The sequence below is a fragment of the Microbacterium sp. 01T413_2 genome (assembly GCF_056398985.1).
Map to the genome: position 1 here is coordinate 47,843 of NZ_JBFTQL010000024.1, position 14,568 is coordinate 62,410.

The window sequence follows — 14,568 nt, forward strand, 5'->3', positions numbered from 1 at the left end:
CCGCGATGGCCCTGCACTTCGTGACGCCCGACGCGACGGCGGCCGCGGCCGGTTCGGTCCTCGCCCTCACCGGCGCCGAGGCCAAGCACGCCGCTGTCGTGCGCAGGGTGCGGATCGGGGAGCCGATCACGCTCGGAGACGGGGCGGGCGTCTGGCTCGAGGGCGAGGTCGCGTCCTCAGCCCCCGGCCTGGTGGAGGTGCGCATTCTGTCGCGCAGGGAGGATCCGAGACCGGATCCGCGGATCCTGCTCGTGCAGGCGCTGGCGAAGGGCGACCGCGACGAGCTCGCGGTGCAGGCCGCGTGCGAGCTCGGCGTCGACGAGATCGTTCCGTGGCAGGCGGCGCGCAGCGTCTCCCGGTGGGAGGGGGCCAAGGCGGTGAAGGGCCGGGAACGCTGGGCCACGATCGTGCGCGAGGCCGCCAAACAGGCCCACCGATCCTGGATCCCGGAGGTCGCATCCGTCGAAGCGACAGCCGATCTGGCGCGCCGTGCGGCGACGCAGCGGGTGCTGATCCTGGACCCGACGGCGCCTGCGGCGCTGTCCGCCCTCGTCCCGGACGAGCGCGACATCGTGCTGGTCGTCGGCCCCGAGGGCGGGATCGCCCCCGAGGAGATCGAGCGTCTTGTCGCCGCCGGCGCGGAACGCGTGCTGTTGGGCGACACCGTGCTGCGCACCTCGACCGCGGGCCCCGCCGCCATCGCGGTGCTGAACGTGGCGCGCGGGCGCTGGTAGCCGACGCCGCCCGGCACCGCGCGGATAGACTGATTCCATGAGCGAACCCTCGATCTTCACGCGCATCCTGAACGGGGAGATCCCCGGCGAGATCCTGCTGGAGACCGAGGATGTCTTCGCAATCCGCGACATCAACCCGCAGGCGCCTCTGCATGTGCTCGTGATCCCCAAGTCCGAGCAGTTCCGCGACGTCACCGAGCTCGCCGCAGGCGACCCCGGACTCATGGCGAAGATGGTCGCTGCGGCGAAGGAGATCGCCGATGAGCACGCGAACGGCGAGTACCGCCTGATCTTCAACAACGGCGCGAGTGTCGCGCAGTCCGTCTTCCACGTGCACGCCCACGTGCTCGGCAATCTTGAGGAGAACAAGCTCGTTGGCTTCTGACGACACGGCCGAGGGCGTCGCGCCCTCCCAGTCCGTGACCTCCGCCCGCATCGAGGTGGACGGGGTCGCGATGGTGCAGCTGCTCGGACCACAGGACCGGCTGCTGCGCATGCTCGAGAAGGAGCATCCGGCGGTCGACGTGCTGGTGCGCGGCAACGAGGTCACTCTGACCGGCGAGCCGGCCGCGGTGCGCTCGGCGCAGAAGCTCGTGGATGAGCTCATCGAGCTGACGCGCTCCGGGCATGCACTCGTCCCCAGCGATGTCGCGCAGTCGGCGCGGATGCTGGAGCGGGAGGGCGTGCGCCCGAGCGAGGTCCTCGGCGAGGCGATCCTGTCGACGCGGGGTCGCGTGATCCGGCCGAAGACCCTCGGCCAGAAGGAATACGTCGACGCGATCGATGAGAACACGATCGTGTTCGGCATCGGCCCCGCCGGCACCGGTAAGACCTATCTCGCGATGGCGAAGGCGGTGCAGGCGCTGCAGCGCAAGGAGGTCGAGCGGATCATCCTCACCCGCCCGGCCGTCGAGGCCGGGGAGCGGCTCGGATTCCTGCCGGGAACCCTCACCGACAAGATCGATCCGTACCTGCGCCCGCTCTACGACGCGCTGAACGAGATGATGGATCCCGAGATCGTCCCCAAGCTGATGGCGAGCGGCACGATCGAGGTCGCCCCGCTCGCGTACATGCGCGGCCGGACGCTGAACGACTCGTTCGTCGTGCTGGACGAGGCGCAGAACACCACGCCCGAGCAGATGAAGATGTTCCTCACCAGGCTCGGGTTCGGCACGCGCATGGTCGTCACAGGCGACATCACCCAGATCGATCTTCCTCAGGGCGCCTCCGGATTGCGCGTCGTGACCCGGGTGCTGAAGGACATCGACGACGTCCACTTCTCACGGCTCACGAGTGACGACGTCGTGCGCCACTCGCTGGTGGGTCGCATCGTGGATGCGTACACCGAATACGACGAGCAGCGCACCGCGGTCCGCGCCGAGCGCGAGCAGGCGGCGGAGTTCGCCAACCGCGCCGAGCGACGTGCCGGGCAGCAGCGCCCCGGACCCCGAGACCGCATGCCGAAACGAGGCCTGAAATGATCGAGATCAACAACGAATCGGCCATCGCGATCGACGAGACGGTGCTCCTGCGCCTCACCGAGCGCAACCTGGGCCAGCTGAACGTGAGCGCGGATGCGGACGTGGCCATCGTCCTCGTCGACGAGGGCGCCATGGAAGCGCTGCACGTGCAGTGGATGGACGAGCCGGGACCGACCGACGTGCTGAGCTTCCCGATGGACGAACTGCGTCCCGGCACCATCGACCGGCCGACGCCGCCCGGGCTGCTCGGCGACATCGTGCTGTGCCCCCAGGTCGCGGAGACCCAGGCGGCCGCAGCCAAGCACACGCTCATGGACGAGCTGATCCTGCTCACGACGCACGGTCTGCTGCACCTCCTCGGATTCGATCACGCCGAACCCGAGGACGAGAAGGAGATGTTCGGCCTGCAGCGCGAGCTCATCGCCGGTTTCGCCGCCGACGAGCGCTCGCACGGTCGATGACGCCATTCCTGCTGCTCGCCGGCGCGATCCTGCTCGTCGCGTTCGGCGGCCTGATGGCGGCGATCGACGCGGCGCTGTCCGTGACCTCGCGGGCGGATCTGGAGGAGATGGGAGCCGAGGGGCGCAATGCGCCGGCCCTCGCCAGGATCGCCGCGGATCCGGAACCCCACGCGAATGCGGTCGCCTTCATGCGTGTGTTCGTGGAGACGGCGGCCGCAGTGCTCGTCACGGTCGCCTTGGTGCTGCTGTTCGACGATCAGATCTGGTGGGCGATGCTCGCCGCCGCGGTGATCATGACCGGCATCACCTTCGTCCTCGTCGGGGCGAGCCCGCGATCCTTCGGTCGCCAGCACGCCGACGCGATGCTGAGGGTGTGCGCTCCCACGATCCGCGCCGTCCGGGTCATCCTCGGCCCGGTCGCGCAGGGGCTCGCGGTCTTCGGCAGCCGGGTCACCCCGGGGGCGGGGCGGAGCACGTTCGCGACCGAGACGCAGCTTCTCAGCATGGTCGACGAGGCGGCCTCGCACGACCTCATCGAGGCGGACGACCGCGAGCTGATCCACTCCGTCTTCGACTTCACCGACCAGTTCGTGCGCGCGGTCATGGTGCCGCGCACCGACATGGTCACCGTCGACGCCGCGGCGACCACATCCGAGGCGATGGATCTCTTCCTGAACCGCGGCGTCTCGCGTATGCCCGTCGTCGATGACGAGGCCGATGATGTCGTCGGCGTGCTCTACCTCAAGGATCTGGTGCAGTTCGCCTACCGGGACGACCGCAGCTGGCGGGCCGCCTCGGTGCGCCGGCTCGCCCGGCCCGCCGTGTTCGTGCCGGAGTCCATGCGTGCGGAGACGCTCCTGCAGCAGATGAAGCGCGAGGCCGTGCACGTGTGCATCGTGATCGACGAGCACGGCGGGATCGCCGGGCTCGTCACGATGGAGGACCTCATCGAGGAGCTCGTCGGGGAGATCTCCGACGAGTACGATCGGCCCGGCTCCGAGGTCGTCGAGCTCGAGCCGGGGCACTATCGGGTGAGCGGGCGGATGAGCCTCGAGGACGTCGGCGAGTTGTTCGGCGTCGAGCTCGAGGACGACGACGTGGACTCCATCGGCGGCCTGCTGGGCAAGGAGCTCGGCCGCATTCCGACTCCCGGCGCGACGGCCGTCGTGCGCGGGCTTCTCCTCACCGGCGGGGCCTCACGGGGTCGCGGCCGCGGCATCGAACATGTCTTCGTGGAGCGGGCCGAGGAGCCGCTCGCGGGGGATCAGAACAAGGAGAACCACGATGAGCGATGAGCGCGACACCGAGACCCCGGCCCCGCACCGCAGCGGGTTCGTGACGTTCGTGGGTCGGCCGAACGTCGGCAAGTCCACACTCACGAATGCGCTGGTCGGCGAGAAGATCGCTATCACCAGCGAGAAGCCGCAGACCACCCGGCGCGCGATCCGCGGCATCGTGAACCGTCCGGACGGACAGCTCGTGATCGTGGACACCCCGGGCATCCACCGCCCTCGGACCCTGCTGGGCGAGCGCTTGAACGACCTCGTCGGGCAGGTGCTCGGTGACGTCGACGTGATCGGCTTCTGCGTGCCGGCGACCGAGAAGGTCGGCCCCGGTGACAAGCGCATCGCGGCGTCGCTGGACGGCTATCCGCGGGCGAAGAAGGTCGCGATCGTGACCAAGGTCGACATCGCGGAGCGCGACGAGATCACGGAGCGGCTCATGGAGGTCGACTCCCTGCGCGAGGACTGGGCGGCCGTGATCCCGCTCTCCGCACTCACTCGGGTGCAGCTGGACGTGCTGGCGGACGAGGTGCTCTCGCTCATGCCGGAGGGCCCGTCCCTGTACGAGGACGACATCGTCACGGACGAGTCCACCGAGGACCGCATCGCCGAGATGATCCGCGAGGCGGCCCTCGAGGGCGTCCGCGACGAGCTGCCGCACTCGATCGCCGTCGTGGTCGACGACATCTCACCGCGCGAGGATTCCGACCTGACCGATGTGCACGCCTCGATCGTCGTGGAGCGAGACAGCCAGAAGGCGATCATCATCGGACGCAAGGGCACTCGGCTCCGCGATGTCGGCGCGACCGCCCGTGCGGGCATCGAGGAACTGCTCGGCACCCGGGTGTTCCTGGGTCTGCACGTGAAGGTCGCCAAGGAATGGCAGCGCGACCCGAAGCAGCTCGGGCGGCTGGGTTTCTGACATGAGCGTCGCCGCGCGGCAGTGGATCGCTCCGGAATGGGGCGGTCCGGAGCGCTGGCGGCTGGCCGACACGACGGCACCGGATCCGCAACAGGGCGAGGTGACGATCCGCGTGCACGCGGCGGGGATGAACCCTGCGGACCGCAAGCACGTCGCCGTGCCGAGGCCGGGCGTCGAGCTGCCGGTGCCGATCGGCTATGAGGTCTCGGGCGAGATCCTCGCGATCGGACCGGGCACGCGGATCGGATCGGGGGAGGCGCGAGTTGGCGACGAGGTCGTGGCCTTCCGGGTCCAGGGCGGGTATGCGAGCGCGCTCACGATCCCCGCGGAGAAGGCCTTCCGCAAACCCGCACGCCTGTCGCACGCCGAGGCGGCGAACCTGCTGCTCGCCGGCACCACGGCCGCGGAGATGCTCGAGCGCGTGCACGCTGAGGAGGGTGAGACCATCCTGCTCCACGGCGCCTCGGGCGCGGTCGGGGTCATGGTGCTGCAGCTGGCCGCACTGCGCGGCATCCGCGTGATCGGCACCACGAGCGAGGCCGGCGCCGAGCGCGTGCGTCGGTTCGGCGGCACCCCCGTGGCTTATGGCGAGGGTCTTCTGGACCGGGTCCGCGCCACCGGCCTGGCCGTGGACGCGGCGCTGGATGCGGTCGGCACGGACGAAGCCGTCGACGTCTCCCTCGCTCTCGTCGGGGACCGTTCCCGGATCGTCACGATCGCGGCACCCGGTCGCGCGGCGGAGCACGGCTTCCGCGCCATCGCGGGATCCCAGCCCGGCAGTGCAGCGTTCCGCGACGGGATCCGTGGCGAACTGGTGCGTCTCGCGGACGAAGGACGGCTGGTGGTGCCGCTCGCGCGCACCTATCCGCTCGCCGAGGCCGTCGACGCCACTCGTTTCCTCGCCGAGGAGCATCCGGGCGGCAAGCTCGCGCTGATCCCCTGACGGACAGCGGCGATCTCGAGCGCGGTCTCCGCAGACTCCGCGCATCGGGAGGGCGCCGGTATCACCAGCCGCCGGAGGATCCGCCTCCTCCGCCACCGCCGGAGAACCCGCCGCCGAAGGAGCCGCTGGAACTCGACGACGAGCTCGGCGTGGGGGTCGGGCTGAGCGAGCTGTTCATGCCGCTGAGCGAGCCGGCGAAATTCGCGCCGGTGTAGCCGTAGTACCAGCCGGGCGTGATGCCGTCGTGCTCGTACTGCACGGCAAGCACCTGCCCCCACTCGCGTTCCATGCCGAAGAGCATCGCGTAGGGGAGCAGCCGCTCGTACAGCACGATGACGTCCACCGTGCCGTCCGCGCGGCGTTCCGCGCCCCGGTACGACTGCAGCATGCGGATCCGGTCCGCCTCGGCCAGCCGGATGTACTCGCGCACCCCGAGCAGGTACTCGCGCGCCTCAGCGCCCTGCGGCGTGAGGACGGCGCGGCGCGGCAGCGACACGAGGATGGCGACGATCGCGACCGCCGATGCGACGATCGCGACGACGAAGGTCGCGATGGCGGCAGGACGGCCCACCGCCATGCCGGGCGCGGCCAGCACGATCGCGCCGAGGCCCGCCGCGAGTGCGATGACGCTCAGGACCACCGCGAGCACCGAGCGCCGCCGGGTGAGCAGACCACGCTCGAACGCGGCGACATGGGCGGACCCGGCGAGGGCCTTGAGCCGGGCGACCAACGGATCGTTCGGCACCTCGAGATGCAGCGTCGTGCCGACAGGATCTCCGGGGAACAGCGCATGCAGAGCCTCCGCGTCGAGCGCATCGGGGGAGCTCGACGGGTCGAGGAGCTCGAGCACGGGCTTGCTCTCGCCGTCAGAGATGCGGATCGCCCTGTGGACGGCGAGGTGCACGATCTCGGCGGAGTTCGCGACGGGCCGTCGACCCTCGATCTCGGCGGCGAGGACCGGGGGAAACGTGTCAGGCACGTCGTACTGGGCGACCACGATGCCGCGGCCGCTGCGCCGTCCGTTCCGGCGCAGCAGTCCGATGCCGAGGATCGGGCCACCGATCGCGAGCAGCACGGCGAGACCCGCGACGGGATACGGCGCGACGTCGGTCATCGGATCCGGCTGGCGTGCCGGAGCCTGGGCGAAGGTTCCCGCCTTCATCGGGAAGGCGACGGTGACACCGGATCCGGCGGGGACGTTCTCCTGCGTCACGGCGAACCCGGTCCCAGAGGCGGGGGAGAGCGTGCAGCGGGTGGTGGAGTCGACGGGCCCGGCGTAGCAGGAGGGGGCGCCGATCATGGCGGCATCGACGTCCGGGGCGAAGGAGAGCTCGGCGGAGAAGTGCGCGATCGGCTGCGCGGAGTTCAACGGGAGCAGGTTCCAATACCACTCGTCGATTGCCCGGTTGGTGGGCCGATGCACGACATCGCGCATCGTGTAGCGGATCACATAGGTGTTGCGTCCGTGCGCGAACCTGTCAGGATCGCCGATCTTCAGTTGCCGCTCGCCGTCGTCGGTCTCGCTGTCGTCGTACGGCACCGCCTTGCCTGCGCCGTCGGTGATCGAGACGACGTGCAGCCCGAGTGGCGCGCCCTCGTACCAGGTGGGCAGGCCTCGGAGGATGCCGTGGTTCTGGTCGAAGTCGGGGAACTCCGCGACGAGCGTCTCGGTCACCGCCAGCATCGCGCGGCCGTCGGCGTCGCGGCTGAGCAGATACCGCGCGTCCCAGGACGCGTAGGAGAAGTCGTTCGTGTCGGCGTGCGCGGCGGGTGCCGCCAGCAGTGGGGCCAGCACGAGGGCGAGGGCGCCGAGCAGGGTGAGCAGCCGGGCGCGCAGTCGAGCCGTCATGCCAGCCAGACTATCCGTCTCACCCGTCGCCCCGAGGTCGTCCGCGAGCGGGCGCGCTGTGCGCGTGCCCGCTCCCGCACGCGAGGATCAGTGCAGCGCACTCGTCTCGATGATCGTGCGCAGCGCCGCCTCGTCGTTCGCGATCTCGGTGACGCGCTGCGGGGCCGCGAGCAGGGCCTGCAGCTCGTCCGACAGCGGCAGCTCGATCCCGAGCGCTTCGGTGATGGTCTCGCCGAACTTCTCCGGCTTGGCGGTCTCGAGCACGAGCATGGGCACGCCGTCCTCGATGAACGTGCTCGCGACCTTCACGCCGTCGGCGGTGTGCGGGTCGATGATCGTTCCGCTCGCGTCGTGCACGGCGCGGATCGTGGCGAGCCGGTCTTCGTGCGTGCTGGTGCCGCTCACGATCCCGAACTCGTCGGCGAAGCGCGGCAGATCCGCGGTGAAGTCGAAGACGCCGGTGCGGGCGAGGTCGTCCCAGGCCCCGACGACGCGCTGCGGGTCGCGGCCGACGAGGTCGTAGATGAAGCGCTCCAGGTTCGATGCCTTGGAGATGTCCATCGACGGGCTCGACGTCGCGAGCGTCTGTGCCGCGCTGCGCGGACGGTAGAGCCCGGTGCGGAAGAACTCGTCCAGCACGTTGTTCTCGTTCGCGGCGAGCACGAGACGGCGGATCGGCAGGCCCATGCCGCGCGCGAAGAAGCCGGAGAGAATGTTGCCGAAGTTCCCGGACGGCACCGCGAAGGACACCTCGAAGCCGTCCCGCTCGGCAGCGGCGAGGCCGTCGGTCGCGCGCAGCCACGCCCAGAAGTAGTAGACGACCTGCGCGGTGATGCGGGCGAGGTTGATCGAGTTGACCGCGCCCAGGTGCTGCGCGTTCTTGAAGTCGAGGTCGCCGGCGAGGTCCTTGACCAGGTTCTGGCAGTCGTCGAAGACGCCGTCCACGGCGATGTTGTGCACGTTCGCGTCCTGCAGCGAGTACATCTGCGCGCGCTGGAACGGGCTCATCCGTCCCTGCGGCGAGAGCATGAAGACGCTGATCCGGTCCTTGCCGCGGAGGGCGTGCTCGGCCGCCGAACCGGTGTCGCCCGAGGTGGCGCCGACGATGTTCAGCACGCCGCCCGTGCGCTCGAGGGCGTACTCGAGCGCCTGCCCGAGGAACTGCATCGCCATGTCCTTGAACGCCAGCGTCGGCCCTTCGGAGAGCCCGACGAGCGTGATCCCGCCGCCGATCGGCGTCAGCGGCACGGGCTCGGCGAACACCGCGGGGGAGTACGCCGCCGCGCACAGCTCCGCCAGATCCTCGCGCGGGATGTCGGTCGCGAACAGGCCGAGCACCTCGGTCGCCAGCTCCGCGTAGTCGAGTGCCCGCCAGGACTCGAGGGTCGCCGCGTCGACCTCGGGCAGCCGCTCCGGGACGAGCAGGCCGCCATCGACGGCCAGGCCCTCCAGGAGCGCCTCGCTGTAGGTCTTCGGCTCCCCGCCACCGCGGGTGGAGATGTACTGCACGAGTTGCTCCTCGATTCTCGGGCGTCTCGGATCCGCTCGTAGGGGGTGCGGATCCGCGTGCATCGATTCTCGCAGGTCCGTCACAGCCCTGACGCCCCTGTGTCGCCGTGCTAGCATGACGGCATGCGCGCAGGCGGTCTGCTCCTTCTTATCTGCCGCGACGAGTCCCGTCTCTGAGGGCCCCACTCGTCGCGGTGTTCGTGTTGGCCCGCTCCCACACTTGAAGCGACGAGAAGAGCAACCCTCATGAAGAACAACCAGCGCCCCACCTCGATGCCGGTCCACAAGTACCGGCCGTACCACGAGCAGATCGCCGTCGATCTGCCCGACCGCACCTGGCCCTCGGCCCGCATCACGAAGGCGCCGCGCTGGTGCGCGGTCGACCTGCGCGACGGCAACCAGGCCCTCATCGACCCGATGTCCCCTGAGCGCAAGCGCGTCATGTTCGAGCTGCTCGTCGGCATGGGCTACAAGGAGATCGAGGTCGGCTTCCCGTCCGCGAGCCAGACCGACTTCGACTTCGTGCGCCAGCTCATCGAAGAGGACCTGATCCCGGACGACGTCACGATCCAGGTCCTGACGCAGTGCCGCGAGCACCTCATCGAGCGCACCTACGAGGCGATTGCCGGCGCCAAGCAGGCCATCGTGCACTTCTACAACTCCACCAGCGTGCTGCAGCGCGAGGTCGTGTTCCGTTCCGACCGCGAGGGTGTCAAGCAGATCGCGCTCGAGGGCGCGCGCCTGTGCCGCGAGTTCGAGAAGCGGATCCCCGACACCGAGGTCTACTACGAGTACTCGCCGGAGAGCTACACCGGCACCGAGCTGGAGTACGCCGTCGAGGTCTGCAACGAGGTGCTGGAGATCCTGCAGCCGAGCCCCGGTCGCAAGGTCATCATCAACCTGCCGGCCACCGTCGAGATGGCGACCCCCAACGTCTACGCCGACTCGATCGAGTGGATGGGCCGTCACCTGAACCACCGCGAGAACGTGATCCTCTCGCTGCACCCGCACAACGATCGCGGCACCGCCATCGCCGCCGCGGAGCTCGGCTACATGGCCGGCGCGGACCGCATCGAGGGATGCCTGTTCGGCAACGGCGAGCGCACCGGCAACGTCGACCTCGTCGCGCTGGGCATCAACCTGTTCACGCAGGGCATCGACCCCGAGATCGACTTCAGCGACATCGACCAGGTCAAGCGCACCGCCGAGTACTGCAACCAGCTGCCCGTGCCCGAGCGCAGCCCCTGGGCCGGCGATCTCGTCTTCACCGCGTTCAGCGGATCCCACCAGGATGCGATCAAGAAGGGCTTCGAGGCCATGGCCGCGAAGGCCGAGGCTCAGGGCGTCACGGTCGACGACATCGAGTGGGGCGTGCCCTACCTGCCGGTCGATCCCAAGGACCTGGGCCGGTCGTACGAGGCAGTCATCCGGGTCAACTCGCAGTCCGGCAAGGGCGGCGTCGCCTATCTGCTGAAGACGGACCACGCGCTCGACCTGCCGCGCAAGCTGCAGATCGAATTCTCCGGCGTCGTGCAGGGCAAGACCGACGCCGAGGGCGGCGAGGTCACCAGCGAGCAGATCTGGGAGATCTTCACCGACGAGTACCTGCCCGCGTCGGCCGACGACGCCAAGTGGGGCCGGTTCGAGCTGCTCGGCACCCGCACGAACAGCGACATGTCCGGCGAGGTCACCCTCGACGTCGTGCTGCGCGACGACGAGGAGCGCGTAGAGGCCGAAGGCCGGGGCAACGGTCCGGTTGCGGCGTTCATCGAGGTGCTGCGCGAGCGCGGCTTCGACATCGCCCTGTACGACTACGTCGAGCACACTCTGTCGACCGGTGGCGACGCCCAGGCGGCCGCCTACGTCGAGCTGCAGGTCGGCGACCAGCGCCTGTGGGGCGTCGGCATCGACGGTGACATCTCCACGGCGTCGCTCAAGGCGATCGTGTCCTGCGTGAACCGTTCCATCCGTGCGCGGGCCGCCGCCGAGGCGGACCTCGTCAGCGCCTGAGCGCCCGCGCGAAGCTTCTCCGCACCGTCACCCCGTGTGCGGAGGATCCGTCCGCGGCGCAACCGTCCGCGTGACTGCGCCTGCGCCGCGAGTCCGGCAGAACCTGCCGAGCCCGGGGCGCAGGCGTGTCTCAGGGGCGGATGATCGGGATCATCCCGGTCTCGGCGGCGACGCGCCGGCGATACAGGGCGCGCTGCTCGGGCAGCGACAGGTCGAAGACCACGGCGAGCACGCGGATGATCGCGGTCAGGACGATGCCGATGATCGCGGCCGGCACGATGCCCATGCCGAGTGCGTGCGCGACCACGATGAAGGCGCAGCCCGCGCCGGCGGCGACCGCGTAGAGGGAGCCGACGTGCATGATCGACACCGGCAGGCCCATGAGCATGTCGCGGAGGACACCTCCGCCGGCGGCGGCGCAGACGCCGATGAACACAGCGGGGACCTCGGGCAGGCCGAACGCGATCGCCTTGCTCGTGCCGAAGGCGCCGAACATGCCGATCACCACGGCGTCGAGGCCGACGACCACGGCGTTCAGGCGCTGGAAGAGGCCAGCGAGCAGCATGCCGATGAGCGCCGCGCCTCCGGCGGTGAGCAGGTACCAGTTGCTGTGCAGCGATGCGGGCGGCTGGCCCAGCAGGATGTCGCGGATGAGACCGCCGCCCATGCCGATCATGATCCCGATGATGGCCACGCCCAGCAGATCCAGGCGGCGTTCACCCCGGAAGCCGCTCGCGAACATGGCGCCCTGCACGCCGCCCAGGCCCACGCCCAGCAGATCGGCCCACAGCGGGATGGTGAAGGTCGGTTCGGTCACAGCTCTATTGTCCCCGGGAGTGGGATGATCGAGGAATGCCCACCTACCGAGACGAAGCGGTGATCCTGCGCACCCACAAGCTCGGTGAGGCGGACCGGATTGTCACGATGCTCTCGCGTGCACACGGCAAGGTCAGGGCCGTGGCGAAGGGGGTGCGCCGCACCTCGTCGAAGTTCGGCTCGCGTCTCGAGCCGTTCATGGTCGCGGACGTGCAGCTGTACCAGGGGCGTTCGCTCGATATCGTGCAGCAGGCGGAGTCGCTCGGATCCTACGGCGCCGACATCGCCCTGCACTACGACCGCTACACGGCGGCGAACGCCATGGTCGAGACGGCCGATCGGCTGAACGACGCCGAAGCGACGCCCGAGCAGTATCTGCTGCTCGTGGGCGGGCTGCGGGCTCTCGCGCGCGGCGAGCACGCCTCCCGCAGCATCCTGGACTCCTACCTGCTGCGCGTCATGGCGCTGTCGGGCTGGGCGCCGTCGTTCGACGACTGCGCGCGCTGTGCGAAGCCCGGATCGCACACGGTGTTCGTCGCCCAGATGGGCGGCATCGTCTGCGATGAGTGCGCACCCGCGGGCAGCCCGCGCATCCCCGCCACGGCGCTCGATGTGCTGCGCGCCCTGATCGCGGGGGACTGGGAGCGGGTCGACTCCGCCTCCGTCCGCGACACAGCCGCCGCATCCGGCCTCATCGCCGCATACGCCCAGTGGCATCTCGAGCGGGGGATCCGCTCGCTTTCGCTCGTGGAGGGAACCCGTTGAGCCCCAAGCCGTACACGCATAAGGACGCCGTCCCGTACCGTCCCCTGGACTGGACCGGAGTGCAACCGCCCGCGTTCCCGGCCGTGCCGAACCATGTCGCGATCGTCATGGACGGCAACGGCCGCTGGGCGAACCGCCGCGGACTCAACCGTATCGAGGGGCACAAGGCGGGGGAGGAGGTGCTGCTCGATGTCGTCGCCGGCGCCATCCAGGCCGGCGTCAAGCACCTCAGCGTGTACGCGTTCTCCACCGAGAACTGGGCGCGTTCTCCCGAGGAGGTGCGCTTCCTCATGGGCTACAACCGCGACGTGCTGCACCGTCGCCGCGACCAGCTCAACGAATGGGGCGTGCGGATCCGCTGGGCGGGGCGCAAGCCGCGCCTGTGGGGCTCCGTCATCAAGGAGCTGGAGTACGCGTCCGAACTGACGCGCGGCAACGACACCCTCACGCTCACGATGTGCATCAACTACGGCGGACGCGTGGAGCTCGTGGACGCGATGCGCGCGATCGCCGAGGACGTGAAGGCAGGGCGGATGCGCCCGAGCGCGATCACCGAGAAGGCGATCCGCCGGCACCTGTACATCCCGGACATGCCGGATGTGGACCTGTTCCTGCGCAGCTCGGGAGAGCAGCGCACCTCGAACTTCCTGCTGTGGCAGTCGGCCTACGCCGAGATGGTGTTCCTCGACACGCTGTGGCCGGACTTCTCCCGCGAAGAGCTGTGGCGTGCGATCGGGATCTACCTCGCCCGGGACCGTCGTTTCGGCGGTGCTGTCGACACGCCGGATGAGGTCGTTTCCGGTCGGTGAACCGGGGAGGGGAGCGCCGTCGCGAACCGTGCTCGGTCGGGATCCGGTAGAATAGACCCTGCGAAGGGGAGTATTCCGACTTCACGCGATCGTCATCACGAGGCCCGCCGCCGGGCCTCCGGGCGCGTGACCGCCGTTCGGCGGGGAAGAGACTTTCGGCCGTTGACCGACCCCCTCGAAAGGCCCTTGTGGACGTTCCCGTCTGGTTCGAAGTCGTCTCGCTCGCCGTCCTGCTGCTGATCCTGATCGGCGACCTGCTGATCGTGCGCTGGCGCCCGCACATCCCCTCCACCAAGGAGTCCACGCTCTGGGTGGTGTTCTACGTCGCGTTGGCGCTCGGTTTCGCGGGGCTCCTGCTCGCGGTCGCGGGCGGCCAGCATTCGGGGGAGTTCCTCACCGGCTGGGCGCTGGAGTACAGCCTCTCGATCGACAACCTCTTCGTGTTCGTGCTGATCATGGCCCAGTTCTCGGTGCCGCGGAAGCTGCAGCAGGAAGTGCTGATGGTGGGCATCATCATTGCCCTGGTGCTGCGCGGCGTCTTCATCCTGCTCGGCGTCACGATCATCGAAAACTTCGCTCCGGTCTTCTACCTCTTCGGCGCCTTCCTCATTTGGACCGCGATCCGTCAGGCGATGCCGGAGAAGGCACAGGAGGACGAGACAGCCGCGAAGGAGAGCTTCGCCGTCCGCCTGGTGCGCCGCATCGTTCCCGTCAGCGATGAGTTCGACGGTCCGAAGCTGCGCACTATGGTCGACGGCAAGCGGGTCTGGACGCCGATGATCATCGTCTTCGTCACGATCGGCGTGACGGATCTGATGTTCGCGATCGACTCGATCCCGGCGATCTTCAGCATCACGCAGAACAGCTTCCTGGTGTTCACCGCGAACATCTTCGCCCTGATGGGGCTGCGCCAGCTCTACTTCCTGCTCGGCGACCTGCTCGACCGGCTGCGCTACCTGCACTACGGCATCGCCGTGATCCTCGCC

The 14,568-nt window shown here is 69.3% G+C and carries 14 protein-coding genes; 11 read left to right on the forward strand and 3 right to left on the reverse strand.

The window, feature by feature from the left end:
• Positions 1-5 precede the first annotated feature (5 nt).
• From AC1DMN_RS13310 to AC1DMN_RS13340, 7 genes are all read left to right on the forward strand, one after another.
• On the forward strand, positions 6-734 hold the full coding sequence (locus AC1DMN_RS13310) for a 16S rRNA (uracil(1498)-N(3))-methyltransferase (protein WP_441975772.1): 729 nt from the start codon (positions 6-8) through the stop codon (positions 732-734).
• Between the two features lie 37 nt (positions 735-771).
• Entirely contained in the window at positions 772-1,119 is a 348-nt protein-coding gene (locus AC1DMN_RS13315) for an HIT domain-containing protein (RefSeq protein ID WP_233309285.1), read from the forward strand.
• A gap of 70 nt (positions 1,120-1,189) precedes the next feature.
• On the forward strand, positions 1,190-2,215 hold the full coding sequence (locus tag AC1DMN_RS13320) for a PhoH family protein (RefSeq protein WP_477229337.1): 1,026 nt from the start codon (positions 1,190-1,192) through the stop codon (positions 2,213-2,215).
• Positions 2,212-2,676, forward strand: coding sequence for an rRNA maturation RNase YbeY (gene ybeY, locus AC1DMN_RS13325; protein WP_045270489.1), 465 nt, complete (start codon positions 2,212-2,214; stop codon positions 2,674-2,676). The genes AC1DMN_RS13320 and ybeY overlap by 4 nt, the downstream gene beginning before the upstream one ends.
• Complete coding sequence (locus AC1DMN_RS13330) at positions 2,673-3,971, forward strand: hemolysin family protein (protein ID WP_441975773.1); 1,299 nt, start codon at positions 2,673-2,675, stop codon at positions 3,969-3,971. The genes ybeY and AC1DMN_RS13330 overlap by 4 nt, the downstream gene beginning before the upstream one ends.
• On the forward strand, positions 3,961-4,881 hold the full coding sequence (gene era, locus AC1DMN_RS13335) for a GTPase Era (RefSeq protein WP_441975774.1): 921 nt from the start codon (positions 3,961-3,963) through the stop codon (positions 4,879-4,881). The genes AC1DMN_RS13330 and era overlap by 11 nt, the downstream gene beginning before the upstream one ends.
• Position 4,882: 1 nt before the next feature.
• Positions 4,883-5,824 (forward strand): NADP-dependent oxidoreductase, encoded by a 942-nt coding sequence (locus tag AC1DMN_RS13340; protein ID WP_477229195.1) that lies wholly within the window; start codon positions 4,883-4,885, stop codon positions 5,822-5,824.
• Between the two features lie 61 nt (positions 5,825-5,885).
• Here the strand turns inward: AC1DMN_RS13340 and AC1DMN_RS13345 are convergent, their stop codons facing one another.
• Positions 5,886-7,673, reverse strand: coding sequence for a DUF2207 family protein (locus AC1DMN_RS13345; protein ID WP_441975776.1), 1,788 nt, complete (start codon positions 7,671-7,673; stop codon positions 5,886-5,888).
• Between the two features lie 87 nt (positions 7,674-7,760).
• Positions 7,761-9,182 carry a threonine synthase gene (thrC, locus tag AC1DMN_RS13350; RefSeq protein ID WP_440731586.1) on the reverse strand — a complete coding sequence of 474 codons (1,422 nt, stop codon included), beginning with the start codon at positions 9,180-9,182 and terminating at the stop codon, positions 7,761-7,763.
• Positions 9,183-9,428: 246 nt separating this feature from the next.
• Here thrC and leuA point away from each other — a divergent pair, with 246 nt between their 5' ends.
• Positions 9,429-11,192: a 2-isopropylmalate synthase gene (leuA, locus tag AC1DMN_RS13355; RefSeq protein ID WP_477229194.1), complete on the forward strand. Its 1,764-nt coding sequence runs from the start codon at positions 9,429-9,431 to the stop codon at positions 11,190-11,192.
• 130 nt (positions 11,193-11,322) lie between these two features.
• Here the strand turns inward: leuA and AC1DMN_RS13360 are convergent, their stop codons facing one another.
• On the reverse strand, positions 11,323-12,009 hold the full coding sequence (locus AC1DMN_RS13360; protein ID WP_440731588.1) for a trimeric intracellular cation channel family protein: 687 nt from the start codon (positions 12,007-12,009) through the stop codon (positions 11,323-11,325).
• A gap of 35 nt (positions 12,010-12,044) precedes the next feature.
• Here AC1DMN_RS13360 and recO point away from each other — a divergent pair, with 35 nt between their 5' ends.
• The 3 genes from recO to AC1DMN_RS13375 all read left to right on the forward strand — a co-directional run.
• Positions 12,045-12,773 (forward strand): DNA repair protein RecO, encoded by a 729-nt coding sequence (gene recO, locus AC1DMN_RS13365; protein WP_440731589.1) that lies wholly within the window; start codon positions 12,045-12,047, stop codon positions 12,771-12,773.
• Positions 12,770-13,582: an isoprenyl transferase gene (locus AC1DMN_RS13370; protein ID WP_477229193.1), complete on the forward strand. Its 813-nt coding sequence runs from the start codon at positions 12,770-12,772 to the stop codon at positions 13,580-13,582. Before recO ends, AC1DMN_RS13370 begins: the two co-directional genes overlap by 4 nt.
• Before the next feature lie 188 nt (positions 13,583-13,770).
• On the forward strand, positions 13,771-14,568 hold a 798-nt coding region (locus AC1DMN_RS13375; protein ID WP_477384382.1), incomplete at its 3' end, for a TerC/Alx family metal homeostasis membrane protein.

Excerpts from the sequence above, each read along its gene's own strand:
- AC1DMN_RS13310 (WP_441975772.1), top strand. The coding sequence starts at position 6 with ATGGCCCTGCACTTCGTGACGCCCGACGCGACGGCGGCCGCGGCCGGT.
- AC1DMN_RS13315 (WP_233309285.1), top strand. The coding sequence starts at position 772 with ATGAGCGAACCCTCGATCTTCACGCGCATCCTGAACGGGGAGATCCCC.
- AC1DMN_RS13320 (WP_477229337.1), top strand. The coding sequence starts at position 1,190 with ATGGTGCAGCTGCTCGGACCACAGGACCGGCTGCTGCGCATGCTCGAG.
- ybeY (WP_045270489.1), top strand. The coding sequence starts at position 2,212 with ATGATCGAGATCAACAACGAATCGGCCATCGCGATCGACGAGACGGTG.
- AC1DMN_RS13330 (WP_441975773.1), top strand. The coding sequence starts at position 2,673 with ATGACGCCATTCCTGCTGCTCGCCGGCGCGATCCTGCTCGTCGCGTTC.
- era (WP_441975774.1), top strand. The coding sequence starts at position 3,961 with ATGAGCGATGAGCGCGACACCGAGACCCCGGCCCCGCACCGCAGCGGG.
- AC1DMN_RS13340 (WP_477229195.1), top strand. The coding sequence starts at position 4,883 with ATGAGCGTCGCCGCGCGGCAGTGGATCGCTCCGGAATGGGGCGGTCCG.
- AC1DMN_RS13345 (WP_441975776.1), bottom strand. The coding sequence starts at position 7,673 with ATGACGGCTCGACTGCGCGCCCGGCTGCTCACCCTGCTCGGCGCCCTC.
- leuA (WP_477229194.1), top strand. The coding sequence starts at position 9,429 with ATGAAGAACAACCAGCGCCCCACCTCGATGCCGGTCCACAAGTACCGG.
- recO (WP_440731589.1), top strand. The coding sequence starts at position 12,045 with ATGCCCACCTACCGAGACGAAGCGGTGATCCTGCGCACCCACAAGCTC.